17 protein-coding genes and 3 pseudogenes are annotated in these 25,241 nt (G+C 57.6%); 12 read left to right on the forward strand and 8 right to left on the reverse strand.

What is annotated here, in order from left to right:
* Positions 1–849: 849 nt before the first annotated feature.
* From ACSKB8_RS01935 to bioB, 7 genes and pseudogenes are all read right to left on the reverse strand, one after another.
* Positions 850–2,331, reverse strand: a complete 1,482-nt coding sequence (locus ACSKB8_RS01935) for a radical SAM family RiPP maturation amino acid epimerase (RefSeq protein ID WP_438102132.1) — start codon at positions 2,329–2,331, stop codon at positions 850–852.
* 26 nt (positions 2,332–2,357) lie between these two features.
* Positions 2,358–2,735: a Nif11 family protein gene (locus ACSKB8_RS01940; protein WP_438102134.1), complete on the reverse strand. Its 378-nt coding sequence runs from the start codon at positions 2,733–2,735 to the stop codon at positions 2,358–2,360.
* Positions 2,736–3,218: 483 nt separating this feature from the next.
* Positions 3,219–4,501, reverse strand: a pseudogene (locus tag ACSKB8_RS01945) (adenosylmethionine--8-amino-7-oxononanoate transaminase).
* Positions 4,488–5,131 (reverse strand): annotated as a pseudogene (gene bioD / locus ACSKB8_RS01950) (dethiobiotin synthase). Before bioD ends, ACSKB8_RS01945 begins: the two co-directional pseudogenes overlap by 14 nt.
* The gene (locus ACSKB8_RS01955; RefSeq protein WP_438102135.1) at positions 5,128–6,282 is read right to left on the reverse strand and encodes an 8-amino-7-oxononanoate synthase; all 1,155 of its coding nucleotides are present in this window, start codon (positions 6,280–6,282) and stop codon (positions 5,128–5,130) included. Before ACSKB8_RS01955 ends, bioD begins: the two are co-directional and overlap by 4 nt.
* A gap of 79 nt (positions 6,283–6,361) precedes the next feature.
* Positions 6,362–6,715 carry an aspartate 1-decarboxylase gene (gene panD / locus ACSKB8_RS01960; protein WP_438102137.1) on the reverse strand — a complete coding sequence of 118 codons (354 nt, stop codon included), beginning with the start codon at positions 6,713–6,715 and terminating at the stop codon, positions 6,362–6,364.
* Between the two features lie 52 nt (positions 6,716–6,767).
* Entirely contained in the window at positions 6,768–7,763 is a 996-nt protein-coding gene (gene bioB, locus ACSKB8_RS01965; protein WP_438110339.1) for a biotin synthase BioB, read from the reverse strand.
* Positions 7,764–7,877: 114 nt separating this feature from the next.
* Here bioB and ACSKB8_RS01970 point away from each other — a divergent pair, with 114 nt between their 5' ends.
* The 10 genes from ACSKB8_RS01970 (at position 7,878) to ACSKB8_RS02015 (ending at position 17,929) form a co-directional block, all read left to right on the forward strand.
* The gene (locus ACSKB8_RS01970) at positions 7,878–8,531 is read left to right on the forward strand and encodes a GntR family transcriptional regulator (protein ID WP_438102139.1); all 654 of its coding nucleotides are present in this window, start codon (positions 7,878–7,880) and stop codon (positions 8,529–8,531) included.
* A 128-nt stretch (positions 8,532–8,659) separates the two neighbouring features.
* A complete protein-coding gene (locus ACSKB8_RS01975) occupies positions 8,660–8,989 on the forward strand; it encodes a Dabb family protein (RefSeq protein ID WP_438102141.1) in 330 nt (109 codons plus the stop codon).
* Between the two features lie 110 nt (positions 8,990–9,099).
* Complete coding sequence (gene pabB / locus ACSKB8_RS01980) at positions 9,100–10,494, forward strand: aminodeoxychorismate synthase component I (protein ID WP_438102143.1); 1,395 nt, start codon at positions 9,100–9,102, stop codon at positions 10,492–10,494.
* Positions 10,491–11,075, forward strand: coding sequence for an anthranilate synthase component II (locus ACSKB8_RS01985; protein ID WP_438102145.1), 585 nt, complete (start codon positions 10,491–10,493; stop codon positions 11,073–11,075). Before pabB ends, ACSKB8_RS01985 begins: the two co-directional genes overlap by 4 nt.
* A 396-nt stretch (positions 11,076–11,471) precedes the next feature.
* Positions 11,472–12,788, forward strand: coding sequence for a lysine N(6)-hydroxylase/L-ornithine N(5)-oxygenase family protein (locus ACSKB8_RS01990; protein WP_438102147.1), 1,317 nt, complete (start codon positions 11,472–11,474; stop codon positions 12,786–12,788).
* A gap of 20 nt (positions 12,789–12,808) precedes the next feature.
* The gene (locus tag ACSKB8_RS01995) at positions 12,809–14,032 is read left to right on the forward strand and encodes an MFS transporter (protein WP_438102149.1); all 1,224 of its coding nucleotides are present in this window, start codon (positions 12,809–12,811) and stop codon (positions 14,030–14,032) included.
* A 22-nt stretch (positions 14,033–14,054) separates the two neighbouring features.
* On the forward strand, positions 14,055–14,834 hold the full coding sequence (locus ACSKB8_RS02000; RefSeq protein ID WP_438102151.1) for a phytanoyl-CoA dioxygenase family protein: 780 nt from the start codon (positions 14,055–14,057) through the stop codon (positions 14,832–14,834).
* Positions 14,835–14,858: 24 nt separating this feature from the next.
* Positions 14,859–15,188, forward strand: coding sequence for a cupin domain-containing protein (locus ACSKB8_RS02005; protein ID WP_438102153.1), 330 nt, complete (start codon positions 14,859–14,861; stop codon positions 15,186–15,188).
* A gap of 72 nt (positions 15,189–15,260) precedes the next feature.
* Complete coding sequence (locus tag ACSKB8_RS02010) at positions 15,261–16,769, forward strand: class I tRNA ligase family protein (RefSeq protein ID WP_438110340.1); 1,509 nt, start codon at positions 15,261–15,263, stop codon at positions 16,767–16,769.
* The gene (locus ACSKB8_RS02015; protein ID WP_438102155.1) at positions 16,766–17,929 is read left to right on the forward strand and encodes a PLP-dependent aminotransferase family protein; all 1,164 of its coding nucleotides are present in this window, start codon (positions 16,766–16,768) and stop codon (positions 17,927–17,929) included. The genes ACSKB8_RS02010 and ACSKB8_RS02015 overlap by 4 nt, the downstream gene beginning before the upstream one ends.
* 1,253 nt (positions 17,930–19,182) lie before the next feature.
* On the opposite strand, the pseudogene ACSKB8_RS02020 reads toward ACSKB8_RS02015, so the two are convergent.
* A pseudogene (locus ACSKB8_RS02020) lies at positions 19,183–21,261 on the reverse strand (prolyl oligopeptidase family serine peptidase).
* A 1,311-nt stretch (positions 21,262–22,572) separates the two neighbouring features.
* Between ACSKB8_RS02020 and mddA the strand changes: the two are divergent.
* Both mddA and ACSKB8_RS02030 read left to right on the forward strand, forming a co-directional pair.
* A complete protein-coding gene (mddA, locus tag ACSKB8_RS02025; protein ID WP_438102157.1) occupies positions 22,573–23,295 on the forward strand; it encodes a methanethiol S-methyltransferase in 723 nt (240 codons plus the stop codon).
* A 649-nt stretch (positions 23,296–23,944) separates the two neighbouring features.
* Positions 23,945–24,685 (forward strand): outer membrane protein, encoded by a 741-nt coding sequence (locus tag ACSKB8_RS02030; protein WP_438110342.1) that lies wholly within the window; start codon positions 23,945–23,947, stop codon positions 24,683–24,685.
* Positions 24,686–25,241: the final 556 nt, after the last annotated feature.

Here is a 25,241-nt window from a genome sequence, read left to right on the forward strand (position 1 = left end):
AATGTGCGCCTCAAAAGTCAAGAACAGACGCAGCTAAACATCCAAATGGTAGCGCGATCATCAAAGGAAGGTCCTGCTCGCCATCGGATAAGGTCGGCCCGGTTCGTGGCGCGCGTCCATCTGCCAGAGAAGAAGCGGTCCCCCTCACTCGCACTGAGGACTCCGCCAAGGCGCGAGGTTGAGGTCGAGACATCTCTCACTTCCCTATATGAAATTGAGCTGCAGGTGCGAGCGCCAAACTCGACCTCGATGACTTGGGTCTTCATGCGCGGCGCAGGAGGTGAAGACGAGGACGTCGGAGAAGAGGGCGATGCCGGGGACAGCGTAAAGGCACTGCCGGAACATGCGCAGCGGCGGCCTTAGCGCACCAACCGGCAGCACGCGAACAATTGGCTCGCGTACAGCCCTTCACGCCGCGTTTACGGCCACCAATCGTCGGCGCGTCGTAGTTTTCGGCGACGCGCCGCTGCTTTTCCTACGATATCCGACGGCGCCAAGTACCCGTCGAGACACTCCAGCCTAAAAAGTTCGCAGCTCTGCCGTGCGAAGGGCTTGGATACGAGTACCACTATTAGGCCCGGCGGCTGGCCGAATTCGTTTCCTGATGGAGAAGCGTCCATGAAGTTCACTGTACCCTGCGCTACTCTGTCAGCCGATGGCTGCGTATCGTTGGCCCTGGGGCTCGACCGACTTGTGCAGCTTTGTCATTACGCTCCATACCGGCAGATGGTAAGACGCCGCGGTTCGTTCAGAGGGACGTGGTGCAGCGCCTCGATGAGAAATGAAGCCAAGGCCGCACAGGAAGCCGCGTGTTTGGCCCTTCCATGTGGCTTCGCCATCCGGTCTTTCTCAGGTGAAGCGGTCATTGAGGTCCTCTTCGATGACCCCCGCTGCGTATAACTGATCGAGCAGGTCCGCGACCGCAAGTACGCTGGTTGCGTCTGTCGTGACCCGCCTAACCAGCTCCGACGCGGTGCAGTTGCCGCACGCAATGAGCTCCCCAACGGAGATCGGACCGACGTCGTCGAGCACCCGGTGTTCCTTGTTACGTGAGCGGAGATGAAAGTACTGGTTTCCTGGTTCGTATTGCAAATCCCTGCGGAAGCGGATCGGCAGGTCTGGGGCTGGGCTATCGAGCATATGTTGATCGATCATACTCTGCATCCCCTCCTTAAACTCGTCAGGCGTCCTGAAGAAATGTTGACCCAGGATGCGGTACCCGAGGGGCCAGCGTTCGCTACCCGGTACCGGCGTGACCAGTTGTAAACGCCCCTGCCGCATATTGACGAGGAAGCCCGAAACACACGCGATGGTCGTGTGATCGCGCTCCAGGATGGCGATTGCATCATCTTTGTCGACGACCCTGAGCTTCTCCTTCCGCTCGAGCGCACGTCCTGTCAGAGCCTTTGCGATCGGCGCCTGCTTGCCCTGCAGGATGAGTTCGACTCGCATCAGTTCCTCAGGCGAAAATGCCGAGTGGATCTCATTGAGATGTCTTGTGCTCAGCACGGAAAAACGATTCGTCGTAGTTCCATGCAGGTTGAACAGTTCGAGCACTCGCCTCGTGAGGGCCTCATCCTTGAGCGGGACTGCCGTCGTTGTTTGCGGCAATGTGCCCGTGATCTGATAGTAGTCGAACAGAAATCGGTCGTAGTGTGGATTGTCCATAGGCTCTGTGGCCCAGTAGCAGAAGCCAGTACGGGCCGCCGGACCAAACATCTCGCTCGCGACGCCGACCACGCCGCGCCAAAGCTCTGCATGCTCTTTGCTATACTCGTAATAGCCTTGAAAGCTATCGGCCGAGAGTCCGCAGAACCAACAACCGACGCTGCAGCCTTCGCTCAGCTCGAAAGCGAGAATGGGATGGGTGACCGCCGGCGCCGATTTGCCCAATTCGTCGCTGCAACGCCGAATTTGGCGCTCACGCCAAGCATGAAAGCGAGGATTGATCGTCGACATTCCGCCTTGGTCGCGCAGGAGGTCGCGATGACGCAACATCTCGCCCATATGCTCGTCCCACATCATCGCCAGCGGCCACGGGGCCGACTCCGGCTTAAAGCGATATTTGACGTAACCCTCGCGCCAGAGCGGCAGCATCTCCATCGGGTCAACCTCGATGCCGTAGCGCTCTGTTACAGCCCGGGGGGCGTCGGTGTTCTCCGAAAGTGCCCTACGGAACTCTAGGTCACCGGCCAGCCGCTCCATGAAGCGCTTGACGTGCGAAAACGCGTGTCGCCGCTCGGGGGTGAGCCGGTCAACAATCTGTCGACAGTGTTCGCTTTGACCGTACGGGTGCGCCCCTAAACCGTCATCTTGTAGGCCTGACCGCATGATCTCACCCCCGACGAGGTTTCCTTTCATGCGACCGAGACAACAATAACAACAATAAGGACGACCGCAGCGAAGCTCGGGAACACTTCCGCCACTTGCATAGTGCTCGTCGGCAGGTCCATAGCGCAATTAGCCAAATCACGGGTTTGTACAAGACTGCTCAATGCTTCAGCGCCGGAACAGTGCTTGCGGCCCGCAATAGATTTTGGCTTCTTTTCCCTCGACTTCTGTCGGCGGTCCACCCGGATGTAGCTCTTAACGTCATCAAGGGTGAAATCGTAGTCGAGGCTCTTTGCCATCGCTACAATCGGTGCAAGACCCGTAGCAACTGGTTTGATACTTTTAAGCAGAGTACCTTTTTTTCCTAAATCGTTGACGAAATGCTCGACGTCGGTTTGCGACATAACTTAGCTCCGCGCCTTTGCTCGAAATTGCCGATCGACCTGGCCCCGCTCTCGAAAACAATCGGTATGGCGCCCTAAACAAAGCAAGTCGCGTGCCGGCCTGAATTGTCAATTTATTGCGCTCTGGTTGACCGTACCCATCGTCAACTTACCGAAATTTCGTCGCGAACCGACAATCCGCCACCACGCAGGATGAGGTGTCGATGTCATGTGGATGAGGTCGGTACGCCGATCTTGGCCGGTGATCCGAGACGTTGCATCTTTGTAGGTCCGCTGGGACAGGCGACGAACAGCCACGGTTCAGATCAGCGTTCGTAATTTGCGGGCTGGCTGAACGTATAGCGGGTTGCGTCGGCCCGGATCGGACGCGCGCCAATTTCAGCGCTTTCTCAGTCCTCTACTGACGCCTACGGCAGGGTCGGGTTTTGGCGATTGCGATCATCCCAACAGCGCCGAGAGGTTAATAACGCTCGCTTTCGCGTTCTATGCCCGCAGTGCTTCCTTTCCAGCCAGCGCATCCGCGGCATCCCAGATGCCAGCATAGATTTCATCGAGATCTGCCGCAGTCGCGCAGTACGGCGGCATCACGTAGACCGTATTGCCGAGCGGCCGCAGCAGCAGATTTCGATTCTTGAAGAAGGCGTGAAGCTTGGACCTATGTCCGCAAGATAACCCGAATCGCTCGTCTTCAGATCAAGTGCTGTAATCGTGCCGGTTCGACGAACATTTTCGAAGCGTGCATCGGCCCGGAACGGTTCAAGTGCCTGTTCTTGCATCACGGCGATCGCCGCCGCGCGTTGGCGAGTATTGGGATCTTGCCAGAGCTCCAGATTGGCTCTTGCGGCCGCGCAGGCCACAGGATTTGCGGTATATGAGCTCGAATGAAAGAAAGTACGCGTGCGATCTTTCGAGTAGTGGGCATCGAAAATATCCGCGCGACAGAGTGTTACCGCGAGGGGAAGCGCTCCTCCGGTAATGCCCTTGGAATAACAGACGATATCCGGTGTGATATTGGCTTGCTCGCAGGCGAAGAGTGTTCCCGTGCGGCCCCAGCCGGTCATGACCTCATCGGCAATGAACAGGACGTCCGATGCCTCGCAGATCCGCTTCATCTCCCTGAGTACCCAGGCTGGATACATCAGCATTCCGCCGGCCCCTAAGATCAGAGGCTCCGCAATAAAGGCTGCCGGAATCTCGTTTCGACATGCGGACTCAAGGGCGTCCAACGTCTCCTGTTCACGACCTGTTGCGGGAAACGGGACTGAGGTGACGTCGAACAGCAAGGGTCCGTACGCCTCGTTGAAGACACCGCGGGCTCCGACCGACATCCCACCTATTGTGTCGCCATGATAGGAATGTTGCATCACGACGATGCGGATTCGTTGCTTGCCTACATTATGCCAATAGCCAAGCGCCATTTTTAGCGCGACTTCGACGCTTGCTGAGCCGCTGTCCGAGAAAAAGACATGCTCGAGCCCGCGGGGCGCCAGCTTCAGAAGCTGCGCGGCAACTTCCTCCGCAGGATCGTGGGTATGACCGGCAAAGATAATCTGATTGAGCTTGCCTGCCTGTTCCTGAATTGCGCGCACAATATGTGGATGGCAATGACCATGCGTCACCACCCACCAGGATGAGATTGCATCGATGATACGGCGACCATCCGAAGTGTGGAGATAGGCACCACTTCCACGAACAACCCTCGTCATTTCGTCTTGAAGAGCGTGTTGCGTGAACGGATGCCAGATCGGAGACTTATTCTTTGGCATGCAAGTTGAAACTATCTGCCCGAAATGAGGTTATGAACGCCGCCTGCAGCGTATCGGGGGTGAGGGGAGAGAGCCATGGCAATCGTCCTAGCCAACGCACCCGGCCCATCTCGCGGATGACGGTCTGAGTTTCGGCGTTTCTTTCGCCAATGAAGGCCATCCCGAGAATGGGGATCTCACGTTTTCGGAGAGCCTCTATCGAGAGCAGTGAGTGATTGATAGTGCCCAGCTCTGTACTCGCGCAGAGCACAACAGGAAGCCGCCAGCGCTCGAACACATCGATGTAAAGTGTATCGCCACTCAGCGGCACCATCAGCCCGCCCGCGCCCTCGATGACCAATGGCTGTCCCCCGTGTCCGGCACCTCGAGCGAATTTGCATCAAGGCGAATTCCATCGACCTCAGCAGAGTAGTGGGGCGAAGCGGGGGTTCGAAGGCGGTAGCACTCTGGGATGATGCGAGCGGCCGACAAGCCGCCTAACCGTGCGACTGTCTCGGTATCGGACTCTCCGTCGAGGCCAGCCTGGATCGGTTTCCAATAATTTGCGCCGAGAAGGTTCGCGAGCCCAGCAGAAAACACCGTCTTTCCGATCCCGGTATCTGTGCCCGTCACCACGATCCTTGAACTCATTGAAGTCTACCTTCCGTCTCCTCGACCAGAGCATCGAGCATTGCGCGTACGTCACTCTCGGCGACATTGAGCGTCAGCGACACTCGCAGGCGGGCCGTGCCCGTCGGCACGGTTGGCGGGCGGATTCCACGGATGTCGAAGCCGCGAGCCTGCAGCGCAGAGGCAAGCCGCATCGCACGCGCGTTGTCGCCCACGATGTATGGCACGATCTGCGAGTCCGACGGACTTGTCCAACCGCGCTGCTTGATCTGCCCATGTGTGAACGCGACCAGTTCGCTGAGGCGCTGCTGACGCTCGGGTTCCTGCTGCAGGATCAGAATCGCCTCTCGAACGGCGACTGCGAGCAACGGCGAGGGAGCGGTGGCGAAGATAAATGGACGGCACCGATTGACCATGAAGTCTCGCAGAATGCCGGATGCCGTGACAAGCGCCCCCGCAGCGCCGAGCGCCTTGCCGCAAGTATGAACGATCAGGAGATTTTCTCGTCCCTCGTAGGAGGCGGTGAGCCCCCGTCCCTTCGCACCGTAAACACCTGTGGCATGGGCCTCATCCACCATCAGGAACGCATCATGCCGGTCGGCGAGCGCAACCAGCTCTTTGAGCGGCGCGAAATCGCCGTCCATGCTGTAGAGACTTTCGGCCACGATCCAGATGCGGCCAACTCCGCCCTTTGCCCGCCAGTCACGAATCGTGCTTTCAACCGACTCTGGGTCGTTATGCGTGCTCATCCGAAAGTCAGCGCGGCCGGCTCGCGCACCTTCATGGATGCTCGCGTGCACCAGAGAATCGAGAACGAGCAGATCGCCTTTCTGCGGCACCGTCGTCAGGACTGCAAAATTTGCGACATAACCGCTGCCAAAGAAGAGCGCTGCTTCGGCACCAAAGAAATTGGCAGCTTCGGCTTCCAGACTTTCGTGTTCCTCGCAATTGCCGCGCAGCAGCCGCGAACCGCCGGCCCCGATCGGTGTGCCGGCTTCGATCGCTGCCAAGACGGCGTTCTTCATGCGCGGCGCGCTCGCGAGCGCCAAATAGTCGTTTGACGTGAAATCGATTCCTGCACGCGGATTGAGGCTCCGCAACCGGTGGGCTTCTTTCAGGACGTTCAAGGCCGAAATATATGGGGCAGCTTTTCCCGGGTGGACCGAGTTCATTGTGCACTCCCAGGGCTTTGAAATCGCGCAAAATTCTGGCCAGCACGCAGAAAATCGGCTTCGGTTGGCCGATTGGCGATCAAACCGGCACTGTTCGATTTTCTCGATCGACGAGCACAATGCGGGGTCTGAACGTCTGGGCCTCCGCCTCATCGAGCAAGACGTAGGCAAGGATGCTGATTTTGTCTCCGGGCAAGGCAAGTCGCGCAGCCGCACCGTTCAAGTCTACGGTACCCGAGCCGCGCGGCGCTTCGGTGACAAAAGTGGCGAACCGCGAGCCGGTTTCGACGTTATGAATTTCCACGCGTTCGTTCACCAGGAACCCTGCCGCGTCCAGCAGCGCGCGATCAATTGAGATTGACCCCTCATAGTGCAGATCGGCTTCGGTCACCGATGCGCAGTGAATTTTTCCTTTCAACAAAGTAATCTGCATTTCTCACCTAATCTTGAAGGTCTTTACACGAAGCGCTCGCTGCCCGTATGATTCAGGCCAGGGCGGATGTGATGCCGAGCTTGGTCAGCAACTTTGCGTCGCGGTCCACTTTCTGATTTTTCGTGGTCAACAGCACGTCGCCGATAAAAATTGAATTTGCACCTGCCAAAAAGCACAAGGCGTGCAATTCGTCGGTCATGTCATGTCGCCCGGCGGACAATCGAATCACGCTGTGCGGCATCATGATCCGGGCGGTTGCGACCAGACGCACCAGCGCGATCGGATCGGGAGCCGCCGCGGTATCAATGACAGGAACCCCCTTGACCTCGTTCCAAAGATTGATCGGCACGCTTTCCGGAGGCTCTCGGAGGTTGGCGAGCAGGACGAGCATGTCGAGGCGGTCCTCAACACGCTCGCCCATACCGATAATGCCGCCGCAGCAGATCTTGATGCCCGCTTCGCGTACGTGCTCAAGCGTGTCAATCCGGTCCTGCAGCGTGCGGGTGGTGATGATCCTGCGGTAAAAATCAGGCGAGGTGTCCACGTTGTGATTGTAGAAGTCGAGCCCCGCCTCGGAGAGCAGCGTCGCCTGTTTCGGCGTCAGCATGCCGAGCGTGACGCAGGTCTCCATGCCAAGATCCTTGACCGCGATGACCATCTCGCAGACCCTATCGAGATCGCGGTCCTTAGGACTTCGCCAAGCCGCAGCCATGCAGAAGCGGGTCGCGCCCGCCTCCTTGGCACGCTGCGCAGCCGCAACCACGTCGGCGCAATCCATCAGGCGGGTTGCTTTCACCCCTGTCTCGTAGTGCGCGCTCTGCGCGCAGTAGCCGCAGTCTTCCGGGCAGCCGCCGGTCTTGACGCTGAGCAGGCTCGCTGTTTCGACGTGGTTTGGATCGAAGTTGTTGCGATGAACGCTTTGCGCTCGAAACATCAGCTCAGCGAAAGGCAGATGATAGAGCGCCTCGGCCGCGGCGCGCTGCCATTCCCCGTCCACCTGCACGAGCTCGCAGCCTCCGTTTCGGTCAACTCCCGCACAAACGTTCATAAGCATCGAGCCCATAATCATAGATAATCGCGCGAATTATCTATCGTCAGCGACATTGGATTGATGCTAGTCGATGCATTGTCGGGGCGCACGCATTTTTCCAGTAGATAATCTATGATGAGCGAGAACAGGACGACCGCAGGACGCATCGCCGAATCGATTGGTGAGCGCATTATCAACGGCGCGCTGCAGCCAGACTCCCCACTTCGGCAGGATCATGTCGCGCGGGAATTCAACTCAAGTCACGTCCCGGTGCGCGAGGCTTTTCGACAATTGGAGGCTCAACATCTTGTTGTGAGTGCGCCTCGCCGCGGCGTGCGGGTTGCTCCGCTCGACACGAATTCGGTGAAGGAGATCGCCGAGATGCGTGCTGCACTCGAGGTGGTCGCGCTGCGCAATGCAGCTCCAAAGCTCTCATCGGTCCACCTGGCACGCATCGAACTCGCCCTCATTGAAGGTGACAATGCCAAGACCATTGAGGATTTCGAGATGGCCAATCGGGCCTTTCACTACGCTCTGGTTGCACCCTGTGCGATGCCGCGACTGCTCGCCAGCCTTGACGAACTACAGCTTGCGAACTCTAGGCTAGTGTTCGCGATGGCGCGGACGGCCGGCTGGCGCCCACGGTCCAACCAAGATCACCGCCTCATCTTGCAGGCCCTGCGAGGGCGCAACCTTGACCAAGCCTGTAATCTGCTCGCGCGTCACATTCAAACCATTGAGCGCCTGGCCCATCCTCCTGATCAAGAAACGCCCCTGCCGAGGTGAGTTACGGAGTGCGGGGTACAACAGCGAACAATTTATCATCAAGCAACGATGCAGCAGAGTGCATTGCGCAGCGCACGATCCCAAGTTAGTTATGCGCCGCATCCCTAATAGCACTCCTAGAGCCAACCATGATCCGTCACATCGTTCTATTCACCGCCAAGGATGAGGCGCACATTGACCGGATCATCGAAGGCCTATCGGTTCTCACGAATATCCCGCATGCAAACCGGCTGGAGGTTGCTCGCAACCGCAAGAGCGACCAGCTCGGTAACGACATCGACGTTATCGTTTATGGTGAGTTCGAGAGCGAGGCGGCACTCGCAGCCTACAAGGCGCATGATCTTTACCAGGAATTGATCAGGCGAGTACGGCCGCTGCGCGAACTGCGGTTCGCGGCAGACTATTGTGTATCGACCGATGTGCGGCTCCTCACTCGCCGCTCGGTCTCTGCTGGCTGAGGCTAAGCTGACCGCCGGTCTCACGAACTTGCCTCCGATCGAACCTCGCTCTCGCTTGGCGGGTCACAATCGGAGGCGCGCGAACACCACTCGCTGGTGACTGATAGCCAATGCATGTCCAAGAGCTGCAATGGATCGCCCCTGTCACGGCAATGCGCCGCCTCGCCCGCCGCTCCCATCTTACATTTCTTGATAGCGCATCAAGCCACGGGATCCTTGGGCGCTACTCGTATCTGACCTGCGATCCGTTCGGCACCTATATGGTCGCGGACGGACGGGCAAGTTGGAACGAGCGAGCTCTTGACGGTGATCCATGGGACGTCCTTCGCACGCTGCTTGCTAACTATCCGCAAAAGCATCGCCCTGATCTGCCGCCATTTCAGGGCGGGGCGGCCGGATACTTTGGTTACGACCTGAACAGGACGTTGGAGCGATTGCCAGTTCCGGCAGCCTCCGAACACCGCTTGCCGCAATCCATTCTGCATTTTTATGACGTGGTCGTCAGCTACGATCACCACGAGAACAGATGCTGGATCGTTTCTACAGGGTGGCCGGAGCAGGATCCCGCGCGCCGAGCTGCGCGTGCACGCCATCGAGCCAATGAGTTCGCAGCTCTTCTTGCTACCTCAAATCCGGCGCGGAATGACGCCTATGGCGCGGTCGGACCATGGCACTCGAACTTCAGCCGCGAGGGCTACATGGCGGCGGTCCAACGCGTGATCGACCTGATTCAGGCCGGAGACGTCTTTCAAGTCAACATCGCGCAGCGTTTTAGCGCGCGCTTGCCGACCTCATTTGATCCCGTTGCCTTCTACTGCCAACTGCGGTCATTGAACCCGGCACCGTTTGCAGCGCTTCTGCGCTACGGCACTCTCACCATTGCATCGAGCTCGCCGGAGCGTTTCCTGAAGCTCGACGGGCGAGGGGTGGAAACGCGCCCCATCAAAGGCACGAGCGCGCGGTCTACCGATTCCAAGGAAGATAAGCGTCGGGCTCAACTCCTGGTCACCTCGGACAAAGATCGTGCCGAGAACATCATGATCGTCGACCTCTTACGAAGTGATCTGTCACGTGTATGCACTTCGCATTCAGTTGACGTTCCAGCGCTGTGCAATCTCGAATCCTACGCCTCGGTGCACCACCTCGTGTCGGTCGTTACGGGTGAACTCGAAAAAAGCCAAGATGCGGTTGCCCTTCTTCGCGCCTGCTTTCCGGGCGGCTCCATCACCGGAGCGCCGAAGGTGAGATCGATGGAAATTATTACCGAAATCGAGCGAGTGGCGCGAGAGGTCTATTGCGGGGCGATCGGCTTCATCGCCTTCAACGGCCACATGGATACGAATATTGCAATCCGCACTGTCACGATCGATGGCGGCTTGGCTGTGTTTCACGCAGGGGGCGGGATAACGGCGATGTCGGATCCAGCGGCCGAATACGAGGAGACAATCGTAAAGGCACAGCGAATGTTTGACGCATTTGCCACAGATTCTACCGGTGATCCTTGATTGTCATCATCGACAACTACGATTCCTTCGTCTTCAACATTGCCCGCTACTTCCGCAGGCTCGGTGAAGCAACGGAAGTGGTCCGAAATGACGTGATCGGCGTCGGTGATATTGCTCGTCTCAAGCCGAGCGCCGTGGTCATTTCCCCCGGCCCCTGCTCCCCATCAGAGGCGGGAATATCTACCTCGATCGTTCGCGAACTTTCAGGCCGTGTCCCGATCTTCGGCATTTGCCTTGGACACCAGTGCATCGGGAGTGTGTTCGGCGCACAGGTGGCACGTGCACGTCGCCCCATGCACGGCCGGTCCTCATACGTCACGCATGGCGGCGCAGGGCTATTCGAAGGACTGCCTTCTCCTCTCTGCGTGGGGCGCTACCATTCCCTTATTGTTGAGATCGATCAGTCACACATCTCACACCTCATAGTAACGGCGCGCTCGGACGAGGGCGAGATCATGGCCATTGCGCATCGCGATCAACCGACTTTTGGCGTCCAGTTCCATCCTGAATCGATACTGACCCCACAAGGGGATGCTCTGCTGAAGAACTTTTTGCGACTAACAAAGAGCTTTCGAGCTTGAGGATAGGCTTTTCTATCGCACGCCTCGCCTCACTCAGACAGCGGCAGCCGCAACACCTCAAGTCGTATCGCATTCTCAGCAAGCTGTGTCCGCCAGCAGCCAAAAGAGAACGCTTTCAGCAGACGCGACAGTCGTTTACATCGCTTGGGCGCGGCCGGTCACTATTACGCACATGTCCTGGCATGGCTTTATGCCGATCTACGTCTTTTCGCCGATGAGACTCGTCCGTATGTGAGACGCAGTTAGCGAGGAGAGGCGGCACCTCACTCAAAACATTCGGTACGGAAGACGACAAAACATCTTGCATCTCACGCGGCGTCAGATTGTAGGCTTTCATACGCGGCAACTGACAATCTTCCTCAAGCGGGACCTTACAAAAGCGTGAGAGAAAACTTCGTGGATTCGCTGGATGTCATCGGCGTCGGAATCGGTCCGTTCAATCTCAGCCTAGCAGCGCTGATTGAACCTACACCTCTACGCGCACTATTCCTGGAGAAGCGCGAAGCATTCTGCTGGCATCCGGGGATGGCGCTTCCAAACAGCCGCCTACAAGTATCGCCGTTCAAGGATTGCGTGACCTTGGTAAGCCCTACCAGTCCCTATTCTTTCCTAAATTACCTCGCACACCACGGGCGGCTCTACAGTTTCATCAACAAACGCAACGGCTCGACTTCGCGGCGGGAGTTCACTGACTATTATCGGTGGGTCGCACGTCAACTCGGCACGGTCCGCTTCAACGAAGAAGTCTTAGACGTTGCCCCCTTCAGGGACGCCTATCGCGTCAGTACGAGCACAACTTCATACCTGGCGCGCGCCGTGGTGATAGCAGTTGGCGTTGAGCCAAAGATCCCCCCGTGCGCTAAACCGTACATTGGCGACAGCGTCTACCATGCGGCCGATTATCTTGACCGTGGCTCACCTCGACCGGACGAGCATGTGCTCATTGTGGGAGGTGGTCAGAGCGGCGCGGAGATTGCCGAGCACATGCTCAATCGCGCCGATTCTCCTCGGATAACCTGGGTCACTTCGCGCTCAAACCTGTTTGCGATGGACGATACCAGTTTCGTCAACGAGGCCTATATGCCCCGTTACAGCCGGCGCTTTCACGCCCTGCCGCTTCAGCACCGCCGTGCCATCATCGACAATGAAAAGCTGACAAGCGATGGCATTTCAGCCGAATTGTGCAATCGGCTCTATGACGTTCTGTATGAACGAGAGGTGGAAGGTGCATTGTCTGAGAGTTTCCATTTACTCCCCAGTGTCGTCGTCAAGCACATCACGCCGCTCAACAAGCGCTGGCAAGTAGATCTGACCGGTCTCACGAAGCAGCAGCATCACAGGATCGTCGTTGATCGCATAGTCCTCGCTACGGGCTTTCGGCCGCGCACTCCCCTCTTTTTGCAGTCGCTCCTTAGCAACGCGCACATGGAGGACGACCTGCCCGTGCTCGGCCCTGACTACGCGGTCAGCTTCACGCAGAACATGCCAGGACCGGTCGATTTGCAGAATCAAAGTCGTCTCCAGCACGGATTACAGAGCGCAAACCTGTCGCTGGTGGCTTACCGCAATAGCCTCATTATCAACAGCCTCCTCGGACAGCCATTCTATGTCGATCAATCGGGGCAACTCCTCGGCGGCCACGAGAGTCCGGCCGAGCAGAACGCCGTGTTCGATGCAATGACAATGGCAGAAAAGATGAGCGCGATCATATGAGCACGGCACGGTCCTCTATCTTGCGTATCGCCGATGTGCCCCCTGCAGCTGCAGACCGCCTCGCTTGCAGACTGCCCTACCGCGCTTCCGGACCATTTTTGCTCGCATCGAGCGTCATTGCTGCAGCCTATGGCACGAGCTTCATATTGCCGGAATATATGGAAATGCTCGGTATGGAGCGTGACGTCGTGGGCTCCATTATTTCAAGTGGCATGGTTACAACAATCGTGTGTTGCTGCCTGGCAGGTCGCCTGGCTCAGCGTATTGGAATTATGCCGACGATAGCTGCCGCCTCGATCGTGATGGCGCTGGCCATGGCAGCCTTTGCCGCTGCAGTCGTCGACGCGCGAATCGCCTATGCAGGCGGCATGCTCGTTGGCGTGGGGTGGTCCGTATTGTTCATCCTGTCGCCGCTGCAGATCATCCGTCATCTACACCCCACGGCGCGTATCCAACATCTGACGATCTTGTCGGGCGCGCAGATGGCCGGCCTTGGCCTAGCAGCTCCGCTCGGCCACTTCTTGGCAGAATACACAGGCTCAATGGCGATCATGTACGTACTGTTCGCGATCGCCTGCGTCATCGCAGCCATCTGCGTAGGCGTGGCGCGACGCGCCATGTTGAGCATCCCCTCAGTACCTATGCCGCACATCGAGGTCACCTTGACCACGGCTGTCGCTCTGCTTCGACACGCGACGGCCGCACCGATCGTCATGATAGTGGTTGCGGCCTGTATCTTCTCGGGGCTGTCAACCTATCAGAGCGCCTATGCAGCATCACGTCGGCTTAATCCCGACCTCTTCTTCCTGGTATTCACCCTTACCAGCGTGGCGCTTCGGTTTTCTGTCGCCCACATGCTGGACCGCATGCCTGTACACCGCCTTGCGCTCACGCTCTTTATCGCGACCGGCGCCTCATTGGCGTTGTTAATTGTCAATACTGAGAACAGTCTGCTCTATATCCTGGCCGCCACAATCTTCGCCACAGGATACGGGCTCAGCTATTCCACCCTTAACGGAATGGCCGTCAATCTCGCCGGCGAGCGTGGGCTCTCCGTACCAGTTACCTCACAGATCTTCACCTTAGCCTATTTTCTCGGGTTGTTCGGCTTTCCGTTCCTTGGAGGGCAGTTGATCCGCGAATTTGGCCCCGATGCGATGTTGCTCACGCTATTGGGTGCGACCGCCTTCAACGGAGTGCTGGCAACCACACTCCGCCCAAAGGCAAGAATTGGCTCTCTGTAACCTCAAAAAAGGAGCTCGCAAAATGCTGACCGACGCACAAAAGGCGAAATGGAATCAGGATGGATATCTTCGGCTCGAAGGCTTCTTTGATGCACCTACGCGCGACAATATTTCTGATTTCGTCGAGGACGTCTCGCGCTGGGACGTAAGCGTCGACAAATGGATGATGTGGTTCGAGAAGACCGGTGATGATCGCAAAATCGTCTCAAAGGTCGAAAACTTCTTGGAATACCATGACGCTCTACGCCAGACGCTCCTTGCCGACGGTCGTATCTTCAGCGCGATCGAGAAGTTACTCGATGAAGACACGCGGATGCTCAAAGAGCTGCTGATCTTCAAGTATCCTGATAGCGGCGGGTACCGCCCACATCAGGACATATATCATATCCCCCACAAGCTCCCGGAGCGAATGGTGCATGCCATAGCAGCCATTGCGATCGACGATTCGGATCCCGACAATGGAGGTTTGTTCTTCACTCCGGGGCGCCATAAGGAGGGTGTTTTTCCCATGGATGCGGGCGGCGTCATCAACCCGGACGTGGCCGAGAGCTTCGAATGGGAACCGGTGCCGTGGAAGGCCGGCGATGTGTTTATTTTCGACGACTACGCGCCCCACTACTCACTACCGAACAAGAGCGATCGCTCTCGCCGCACGCTCTATTTGGTGTTCCAGCGGGCGTCTACTGGGGGGCCTGATCGTGCCGAATACAACCGTATGAAGCGTGCCTATAACCCGCCTGAGGGCAAGGTATCCGAGCTTGAAGATCTGAAAACGCCTAACGGCATATTCTATCGCGAGTGATCGCAACTCATAAGGAAAGACGACGTGTATACGAAGCAGATCGATCGCTCCCTAATGCGAACCGAATATGGCGTGCTGGTTTGTCGCCTGCTGGAGCATTTGCCGGATGATCTCAGCCCCGAGTTTGGTACCTCGGTCGTTGAGGTCGCACCCGGCGGCGCGGTCGATCTGCACGCGCACCACGAGCACGAATTGTGGGTTCTGATTTCCGGTGAGGGAGAATTCGAAGCTGGAGGTCAGACTCGCTCGGTGAAGGACGTGACCTTGTTCTACATGCCACCACATCAGATGCACGCTATCCGCAATCGCAGCCAGGAGAACACCCTGAAATTCCTCTCTATCTGGTGGGATTGACATGCGCACCTATTTCGTATGTCCAGCCCCCCTTGCCCTAACGGCAAACTACATCTCGGTCACATCGGCGGTGTGTACTTGCTCGCCGATATCTTCGTGCGCTTTCAACGGATGGCCGGCCATCGCGCGCACTACATCACGGGCGCAGATGAGCACGGCACGTATACGCTCGTAAAGGCGCGAAAGCTTGGGCAGCCCGTTAGCGAGGTCGCGCAAAAGCACATCGACGAGATCCTACAGTGCCTGCGTTCGGTGCACATCACGCCTGATGTGTTCGTTCGGACGTCCAGCGAGGTCCACAAGGACAATGCTCTGGCGATTTTCCGCGAGTTGCAGGAGGCCGGGTACGTCCAAATCCACGAGGGTGTCCAACTCTATTGCGAGCACTGCGATGAATTTGTCGCGGACTCCCTGGCAGCCGGGAATTGTCCGGCATGCAACTCCGCCACCGACAGTAATCTGTGTGAGAACTGTGGCCTGGCAATTCGCCACGACACGTTATGCAACGCCCGGCATACGACGTGCGGCCATAATCTTGTACTAAGGCGCATCGAGCAGGCCGTGTTCGATACGCCCCGCCTTGCCCGGGCGCTCGACACAGCCATCGGACAAAGCGCCTGGCCCGAGCCCATACGGGATAAGGCGCGAGCTTGGCTTGCCGGCGATGCGCATGGTTTACCGATGTCGCGTCACTTCAGTCATGGTGTAGAGCTGCTGCATCCCGATGATTTGTTCGGCCAAACCCTGCTCACATGGTTTGAAGGCTTATGGTGCTTCGAGACCGGAATTCGCGAGCAATGCGCCAATGACTTTCTGAGCGCAAAATCAACCATGCACGACCCTAGCACCCGACTTGTATTTTTCATGGGCCAGGACAACCGCTTCTACTACACGATAGGTGTGTCCGGCGCCCTGCTCGCGCGTGGCTATCCCATTCCCACAAACCACTCGATCCAGGATTTCTACAAGATCGAGGGCGAGAAGTTTTCCACCAGTCGCGACCATGCGCTTTGGGCCGACGAGGTAGCGCGCGAAGTGGACTCCAATGTACTTCGTTACGCGCTCGCTCGGATTGCACGACCATTCGGCCGAGGCGAAAACGAGTTCGATGTTGACGGGTTGGTCACGGCGGCATCCCACCTTCGGATTTGGGAAGATGCACTGCGCCAATATGCCAACAACGCCAAAACATTGGACACTAGACGTCTCCGATCTCGTCTACGCATCCTTGCTCAGCGCTACGCGGACGCAATCGAGGAACTCCGATTTTGGGATGCGCTTGATATCGTCGATAGGTACTTCGAGCTAGCCGATTTTGCGCGTGACGACAGCGGCCTGTGGAACGCCATGGAGATTTCGCTGTTCCTGAGCCTACTGTATCCTGTGGTACCTGAGCTTTCGATCCGATATGGCCGGCATTTCTTCGGTGCAGCCTGGCAGCCGTCCTTCAACAAACTGGCAGCCAAAGCTGGCCTGCCACCAAGGATCGACTTTCCATGCCTCAGCGCCGCGGTGCCCACGCATTTTATCGCATCGTACAATGAGCGTTTTCGCAAGCGCCAAGCCGAGCAATATCAATGAACGAGGAAGCAATGAACCTGCGTATCTCGGCCCGCAGCTCCCTCGCTCAGGGCTTTGCGCCGTTCAACTACTCACGTGCGAAGCACGCCATCAATTTCGGGTACGGGCTCCCCGATCCGATGATGTTCTCGCAACTTGCTTGGCCGGATGCATTTGACCCAGATACGGGTGTCGCCCCTACCGATCTGCCTCAGTATACGGATGCGATGGGCTTGCCCGAGCTCCGAACAAAGCTCGCGCAGCGCTATGGTGTGCAGCATGAGGAGGTTATCCTCACCGGTGGTGCTTCACAGGCCTTGCAGTTGCTTGCCGAAGCTTGTCTCGATCCGGGCGATGTCGTTTTGACCGAGGACCCCTCTTATTTGGGCGCACTGCGCATCTTTTCGATCATGGGGGCAACCATCCTCCAGCTCGGTATGAGCGCCGAGGGTGTCGATCTGGATGAGCTTGAAACGACGTTACGTCGCAATGGCCGGGTAAAGCTCTTCTACACGACTCCAGCATTTCACAATCCGACTGGGCGCCAGATATCGCGCGCCCATATGGCACGGGTTGCGGCGATGCTAGCCCAGCACGGGGTGGCGTTGGTACAGGATCTCGTCTATTCGGAGTTGCCATACAACGATATAGCTGATTGGCTGCCACCGGGCGGCAATGTCATAAATGTACACAGCATCTCCAAGGTCGCCGGACCGGGGTTACGGGTCGGCTGGGTGCTTGCAGATTCCGATGTAATCAACAGACTGGCACACCTCAAATGCGACGGCGGCGTCAGCCCTATCGCCAGCAATATCGTCCTATCCTTGCTGCAGTCGGACGCACTTGATACGCACATTGCGCGATTGCGCCAGCATTATCGTGCCAGGCGGGACAGCATGCACACGCTACTGCAGGGTAGCGGCCTTTGCGAACCAAAATATCTCGTTCCAAGCGGTGGTTTCTCGTTTTGGGTACGCCTCGCCCCTGGAATTCAGGCTGAGACTTTCATTGAGGCTGCGCGCTGCGAGCACGACGTGCACCTCGTGCACGGACGTCATTATGGCCCACGAAGTTGCCAGCAGGTACGCCTGTGCTTTAGCTACCTGCCGATGAATGTAATTGAAGAGGGACTGGCGAGGTTGGATAAGCTGCATGCTAGGCAGTACGGCAGATCCTTATGAACGCTCGCCGAAAACGGGCGATTCGAAGTGTGACGTAACCGCTTTTCTGCCTAGCGGTCACGCGCCAATTCAATACGTATGCGAGTTCCAGAAATGGTAACAATAATATCCGTGCAAGTAGCCCCTGCGTCCCGAACGGTAGGATGACGTCTAACGGTCCGGGCAATGATTGGCTTCCGCTATGAGCGAAGCGACCGGCCGAGCAAAGCCCAGCTAGGCCAACCAGCTCGGCGAACACCAGCGCAGGATTGTGGGCGATCGCACCGACGGTGCATCGAGTGCAACCAGTCGCGGAGGGTTCAAGATGGCAGCGGCCAAGATGCCGCCGACTTGACGCGACCAATCTACGGATTCGATCGAAGAGTGGCCTGAGCTCGCGTTTCATTACGCCAAAGAGACGGCACTTCTGGCCGACGATCAAGACGCGGCGCTGCCCCGATAAACCAGCTCCTCGTCGTAACAGTGCGCTCGATAATGTGGCCGGCAAGATGCCAGTCGCTGCTTTTCGATGACGCCGCCGAGCGTGTCATCGTCCTACGCTCGCCAGCACCGCCCTGCTTGCAGCACGAGCTGGCGCCAGGGGCACAGCCGGTAGATGGTGGCGACGAGTGCAGACATCAAGCTCAGATAACGCTGAGCTTTGGTTTCCGATGTAGTCGTTTGGGGTGCTTCCGCGCGCCCCTTCCATCCACGCGGCGCGCTGACTACCGTCGGTGTCCGAGCGGGATGCCTAGTTTTCGCGCCTTCTGACGCAGCGATCCGGCCGTTCGCTTTGTAAGCTTTGCGATTTTCGTAACGGGTGTTTTCGCCTTCGAGTGTGCACGCAGTTCCTTCACGTCCGTCTTCGTGTACTCGCGACGTACAACCTTCTTAGTCAGCGTCTTGGGCATAGCAACTCCGTTGGCATTCTGTGCACAGATCTAGCAGGGATGAAGTGGAGCTGCCAAGCATGCGTAGGTTGTATGCGCAAGGCCTCCTACCCATCGGATACCCCTTACTTTCTTCGGAGTTTAGCGACGGCCCATCTAGATACGAGCCAATTTTGTAGATGGGCCACGCGAATATGTCACTGGTAAGTAAAAATCTGGGCGATACATATTGATTGCGCACGGACCAAATCTCGAACAGCGTTCCGAAAAATACTGCTCTAGAGAAGTCTGCGCTCGATTCGGACCTCGCGCTGGTCCAGGTCCCCTAAAGATCCGGCCAGCAATTTCACGCTGGTCTTTGCGAGATCGAATGTGCGAGTTCGCTTACGCCTTCTTCAGCCAGCCAATCTTGCTTTTCAGGAATTGGAAGCCCAGCACCTGAAAGGCGGCATGTTCCTTGTTGTCCCTGCCATAGCCGTGACCGCCAGCCTCCGGCTCGTAGAGATAAGCCTCATATCCCCTGAAGCTTGGCGACCATCTTACGGGCGTGTCCGGGATGGACGCCTTCGTCCCGGCGTGTGGTGGCGATCAGGATCGGCGGATAGTCCTGCCCGGGCTTGGCAATATGGTAGGCGGAATAAGTCTTGAGCCATTCCCATTCCTCGGGCTTGTCAGGATCGCCAAATTCCGCGATCCAACTCGCGCCCGCGAGCAGCTTCGTGTAACGACGCATTTCAATCAGCGGGATGGTGCAGAACAGCGCGCCGAAACGCTCAGGGTACCGCGCCAGCATATTGCTGATGAGAATGCCGCCGTTCGATCCGCCCTCGGCCGCGATCCGCTTTGCGTGTGTGACACCGCGGCGGACGAGATCGGCGGCCACCGCCGCGAAATCATCATGGGAGAGCCGCTTGCCGGCGAGGCGTCCAGCATCGTGCCACCGCGTGCCGAACTCGCCGCCGCCGCGCAAATGCGCCTGCACAGTGGTGCCCCCGCGCTCAAGCCAGAGCTTGCCGAGCGCGGAATTGTAGTACGGCTTCACTGAGATGCCGAACCCGCCATAACCGCTCATATGGACGGGCGCTTCGCCGGTCTCCCGTTTCGGACCGGTCTGCACATAGGGAATACGCTCGCCGTCGACCGAGATCGCCTCGTGCTGGGTGACCACGAGACCATCAGCCATAAAAGCTTTCGGCGCCTCCTTCAGCACGGCTGGACTGGCGACGCCCTGCTCCAAGAGCATCAGTAACGGGGCGTGAGCGGATCCTGGATCTTTGCGAGCAAGTCACCATTGCTCTCGGATGGATCGCGATCAAGCGGCCAGACATCTACGTGGCCTATATCGGGGAGCATGCTTAGCTGCTCGCGGCTCCAAGTCGCGGTAGATGGTGTGCAGATCTCGAACACGGGCCGCTGCTCGTCCAGGATGGAGAGCACAAGCTTACCGCCCGACCAGAAAAATCCCTGCAGGGCTCGCCGCGGGCTCGCCACAAAAAGGACCGCGAAATTGCGCTTCCCATCGAGAAAGGCGGTCAAGGATATGCCGACCAGGGTATCGGCCGGGTAGATCACTCCGGCGATTGTCGCAGCCGAGCGGAGCTTCACCGCGAGCCAGTTCTGATGTGCCTGCAGCCAGATATCGGTAGGAAGATCGAGCTTGATGTGCGCCCCTGACTCGCCATGTCTGGGAATTGAAGAAATTGAGCCGATCAGCGAACCAGACGCGTTGCTCTTGTCCGGTACGATCGATCCCGCAGCTGACGCCCATACCATCGGACGACGTCTCGAACACCACGGTCGCGCGCTCGATGAGTTCACCTCGACGCCACAACCGGACGGTCCTCGCATAGCCCGACACTGTCGCCATGCCTTCGCCATAGGCGCTGGACAACAGCAGCGTGTCCTGATCGACCCAAGTGGCACTACTCTTGGCTTCCTCAAGCACAAAACCATCAGGCACAAAACTCTTCGTAGCCATGTCGAACTCGCGCAGAGCCACAGCATCGCTGCCGCCTCGTGACAGAGCGAGTATCACTTGCGAGCTACCAGGCAGCATGCCAATCCAGCCTACAAGCCAGTCCTCGCCTTCAATTGCCGCGAGCCGATCCACATCGAGTAAAACGTCCCATGACGGCTTGGGCTTTCGAAATTCTTCCAAAGTGTCCGCCGCCAGAGGCCGCGCGGATTATTGGCATCTTTCCAGAGATCGTAGAGATGCTCGCCGTGCCGGCTGACATAGGGTATCTTATCCGCCCGGTCGTAGATCGAAGCCAACGCCTCGCGGTCCCTCGTGAATGTTCCTCCGCCGAAGACCTGTAAAGTTTGGCCATTCTGCTGCGCGACAAAGTCGAGCGCCCGCGCGCCTTCTATCTCTTTCAGCCACAGATAGGGATCATCATCTGGAGCGGAGAGCGTTGGCTTTCCACGAACTGTCTGTTCTATCGGCGAGCACGCTTCAGACACAATTCACTCCATCGTTAGCACCAACCGCGCTCCGATACGCCGCCGATGCATGCTTTCTCGAGCCTTCGGTCTACAACCTGACGCGCCAGCAGCTTCAAGCTCATTCATTCGAACAAATAGCAGGCAAGGTCCGCGTCTCAAACTTTGCACGACCTGAGGAGCGAATCATCACCGCATCAAGAGAGGATTGAGGCTGATGATCGTTTAGATCGTCGCTTTATGTGAGGGGACAGCTGGCGGGAAGGTTAGGGAGGCGCTGCGAGCCTTGCCCCCTTGTGCTCAAACGTGGCGAACGACCGGTTCTCGATGGGCGGCCGAGTACGAAATTTCTGCAGCCGGAGCGCCGACGACGCTGATCGAGAGTGTCTTTCCGCCAGTAGCGTGTGCGATCCCAGAAGGACCGACGACTCTCATCTCTCCTCAAGTTGATTAAGAGACTGCTCGCGCCTCATTCATTCCGTCAGGTCGAGACATCAACAGACGATCGCGGCCGGGACCGAAAGCGAGATCTTGCCGCATCAGCGGGGTTCCTTCGTGAAACTGAAGGCAGCAATGACTGACCATCGACCCCTCACGATGGTCAGCAGGGCCCGGCCGCACCGCCGTGCGGGCATCACCGACCGCCATGAGCGATTCAAAAACCCTGGACTGAGCGCATCAAGCGCAATGACCAGGTCGAATTCCGCGCATGCTAACTCGGCCACCGGCGCATTGAGCCATGAAGCGGTACCGGAGCATTCGACACCGACTTGCCATAGGGGCGCACCATCGTCAAATCTTCGCGCGAGCGCGGCGCGGGGTGGCTCATAGGTGCCCATCTTACCAGCCGTAATTCAGTGACTACGGCGATGTCAGAAATCCAACAAGTCTCAGCATTCTCCCTTTGGGACGGTCGCTGGCACGCGCGTTCTCTCGTCAGGCAAGATGCGCCCCTCTTCCGCGATCGGCACGCCTTTTGCTGGGATGAGACGAACGCCCCGCGACCAATGCTTGCTCGCACCGCACTGCGCCTGGAGTTCACCATGAGACCTGCTCGTTGTCATATCGTTCTGACGATAATCACACCAGACTTCCCTTGGATGCACTCCGATCTCTGCACACGATGGGTAGCCTTTGTTGATGATCATCGAGGCATTTGACCGCACAAGCTGCATCACGGACGTATCTGGAGGACCGCGCGGCTTTGATCGCGTGATTTTCAAATTCCTCACCGCCACGCGGCCCTTGGCTGGCCGTTTTCCTGAAAGCGTAGTCAATCCATGCTTAAAGTGACATCCATAAGCCAGGCTTCCCAGAACTCGATCGTTACGATTGATCGTTTTTCTCTATGGCTTGCTTGCTTACGCGGCCTTTCTCGTCACGATCGTCTACGCTGTCGGATTCGTAAGTCGCATAGGCGTACCGAAGACAATTGACACGGGGCCTGACACGTCGGCGATCAATGCGCTTTGCATAAACACGTTGTTGATGGCTCTATTTGCCATCCAGCACACTGGCATGGCACGCAAGTGGTTCAAGAACCGGTGGGCGCGATATGTGCCGAACTGCATTGAACGAAGTACTTACGTGCTCATGGCGAGCCTCTGCCTCATGTTGCTATTCTGGAAGTGGAGGCCCCTTCCGGCCGTTGTTTGGCAGGTCGACGACCCCGACGTATTCGTAATGATCACGACGCTATCGTTCATAGGCTGGGCGACGGTGTTCGCCAGTACGTTTCTCATCGATCATTTCGAACTGTTCGGACTGCGTGACGTCATCGCCAATCTCAGGGGTCTGGGCATACCGGCGCCGCAGTTCAAAACGCCGCTTTACTACAAGTTCGTGCGACATCCCATCTATCTCGGTTTTATCATCGCGTTCTGGGCCGCGCCGGTCATGACAATCGGGCATCTACTGTTTGCTATTGTGACCACCATCTACATCTTTATCGGGATTTTCTTCGAAGAGCGGGATCTTCTCAAGCAGTTCGGGGACCAGTACGGTCAATACAAAAGACAAGTCGGCATGCTCATCCCTCGGCGCAAATCGGGCTGATAGGGACCAGACAGAGAATGGGAGCTCGCTACCAAAAGTGCATCACCAAATTCACGATCCACAAGGAGACCAGTGAGCTCGCGCGGACGATCTCAGGCGCCCTGTCCGAAGTGGCTGAAGGCGCACCGTACCTTGAGCACTCTGACGTTCGCTGCTGCGCAGGCAACAAGGCATCGCCGATGGGGTCACGCTCAGCATAGCAAATTGTTTCGGAGTGTTCCCGCCACAGTGCTGTAGACGCCGTCAGGATATCGCGCGCCACTCTGAATGGGCCGATCGCCTATACGGCATCCCCGCTTATTCTATCGCAGATGAGCACGACAGCTTCGAGGAAAGCACACTTGCTGTCGTCGCGCATTCAAACGCATTCGTGCCACACTCCAGTTGTTGTCCGACGCGAAAGCATGCGGGCGCTCAACGTCCATTAACGAGCTTCGACACAGCCACCTACCTCCATTGTCGAAGCTACCGCACGCATCCGCCCCAGATCGACGCGTGAGGTGTCGTAACGTTTAAGCGTACAACCTGACGCAGCGTGCGAATCAAGCGGATTCTTCCAGAGTGAATGTTGCAGAGCAGTTACAGCAATTTGCGTTGGCGCTGTTATGACGCGCGCAGGCAGGGGCCACTAAAGGAAATGAAGCTCGAAATGAAGAACTTGTTGCTTATGACTGCGAGCATCGTCGCACTCACCGCTGCAGCGCCTGCATTCGCCGCGGATCTCGCTGCACAACCCGTCTACACGAAGGCGCCACCGCCGCCGGTCGCGGTCGCGCTCTACGACTGGAGCGGCTTCTATGCTGGTATCAACGGCGGCTGGGGTTCGAGCCATAACTCCTGGGATTTTGCAGGCACGAACCCTGAGGGCTCCCACGACGCAAGCGGCGGCACGGTCGGTGGGCAGATCGGTTATCGCTGGCAGATCGGCCAGACAGTGCTTGGCGTCGAAGGCCAGGGCAACTGGGCCGATTTCAACGGCTCCAATGTCAGCACTGCCTTTCCAACCAACAGGAACCAGACAAAGATCAACGCGTTCGGCTTGATCACTGGTCAGATCGGGTATGCCGTAAGCAACGTACTGCTTTACGCCAAAGCTGGCACCGCGATCGTTGGCAGCAGCTATCAGGTTAACTCCGTTGCTTCAGGCACGCAGCTTGGGAGCGCGGACACGACACGTTGGGGCGGCGTCGTTGGCGCCGGATTCGAGGTCAACTTGACGCCGAACTGGTCAGCTGGCCTCGAGTACGACCATGTGTTCATGCCGACGAGCGACGTGAACTTCACCGCTGCGGGTGGTGGCACGTTTGGGAACGATCGCATCCGCCAGGATTTTGATCTCGTGACGGCGCGTCTCAATTACAAGTTTGGCTGGCCCGTAGTTCTCAAATAACAATCTCCTCACCTCCAAACGGCAATCGAGAGCTCCGGCCCTTTGGCCGGGCTCTTTCTTTAGTTTAATTTAAGCGCGCAAGGTCACCTAAGCGCCTCTATTTCTTCGAAAGCTGGCGGCTCAAAGGTATCGCCTGTTCGTTCTGACGGTTGAAGGATGCGTTTGCCTTGGTGTGAGCGCACGGAGTGCGCAAGGCGCTATAGTGTCCATCAACAACTACGCTAGAGGCGTGTTACTACCACTCTCTGCTAAAGCTTGAACTTCCTGCGTCCAGCTAAAATGGTCCGCACACCACGACTGGCGGCTTCTTCTACCTTGATAGCATCAATCCCGATGATGTGGCTTTTGGCAATGACGGCACACAACTGAGGACATTCCCGGTATGCCTGCGAGCCACGGCTACACCGCCTCTTCGGGGTGATCTACAAGCGCGACGATGTGTGATCTGCATTATGGGCCCGCGCTCGATTGGAACGAGAGCACGTCAATGTCGCTGATCGCTCGCGCATGTTGGATCGAGCTTGCGGCCATCATCTCGCAACAAAATCGACCCGCG

It is taken from the genome of Bradyrhizobium sp. BR 1432 (genome assembly GCF_051547705.1).
GTDB lineage: Bacteria > Pseudomonadota > Alphaproteobacteria > Rhizobiales > Xanthobacteraceae > Bradyrhizobium > Bradyrhizobium zhanjiangense.

Bases quoted from the DNA above. Each gene is read 5' to 3' on its own strand.
- ACSKB8_RS01935 (WP_438102132.1), bottom strand. From the start codon at position 2,331: ATGCGGTCAGGCCTACAAGATGACGGTTTAGGGGCGCACCCGTACGGT.
- ACSKB8_RS01940 (WP_438102134.1), bottom strand. From the start codon at position 2,735: ATGTCGCAAACCGACGTCGAGCATTTCGTCAACGATTTAGGAAAAAAA.
- ACSKB8_RS01955 (WP_438102135.1), bottom strand. From the start codon at position 6,282: ATGAACTCGGTCCACCCGGGAAAAGCTGCCCCATATATTTCGGCCTTG.
- panD (WP_438102137.1), bottom strand. From the start codon at position 6,715: ATGCAGATTACTTTGTTGAAAGGAAAAATTCACTGCGCATCGGTGACC.
- bioB (WP_438110339.1), bottom strand. From the start codon at position 7,763: ATGAACGTTTGTGCGGGAGTTGACCGAAACGGAGGCTGCGAGCTCGTG.
- ACSKB8_RS01970 (WP_438102139.1), top strand. From the start codon at position 7,878: ATGATGAGCGAGAACAGGACGACCGCAGGACGCATCGCCGAATCGATT.
- ACSKB8_RS01975 (WP_438102141.1), top strand. From the start codon at position 8,660: ATGATCCGTCACATCGTTCTATTCACCGCCAAGGATGAGGCGCACATT.
- pabB (WP_438102143.1), top strand. From the start codon at position 9,100: ATGCATGTCCAAGAGCTGCAATGGATCGCCCCTGTCACGGCAATGCGC.
- ACSKB8_RS02000 (WP_438102151.1), top strand. From the start codon at position 14,055: ATGCTGACCGACGCACAAAAGGCGAAATGGAATCAGGATGGATATCTT.
- ACSKB8_RS02015 (WP_438102155.1), top strand. From the start codon at position 16,766: ATGAACGAGGAAGCAATGAACCTGCGTATCTCGGCCCGCAGCTCCCTC.
- ACSKB8_RS02030 (WP_438110342.1), top strand. From the start codon at position 23,945: ATGAAGAACTTGTTGCTTATGACTGCGAGCATCGTCGCACTCACCGCT.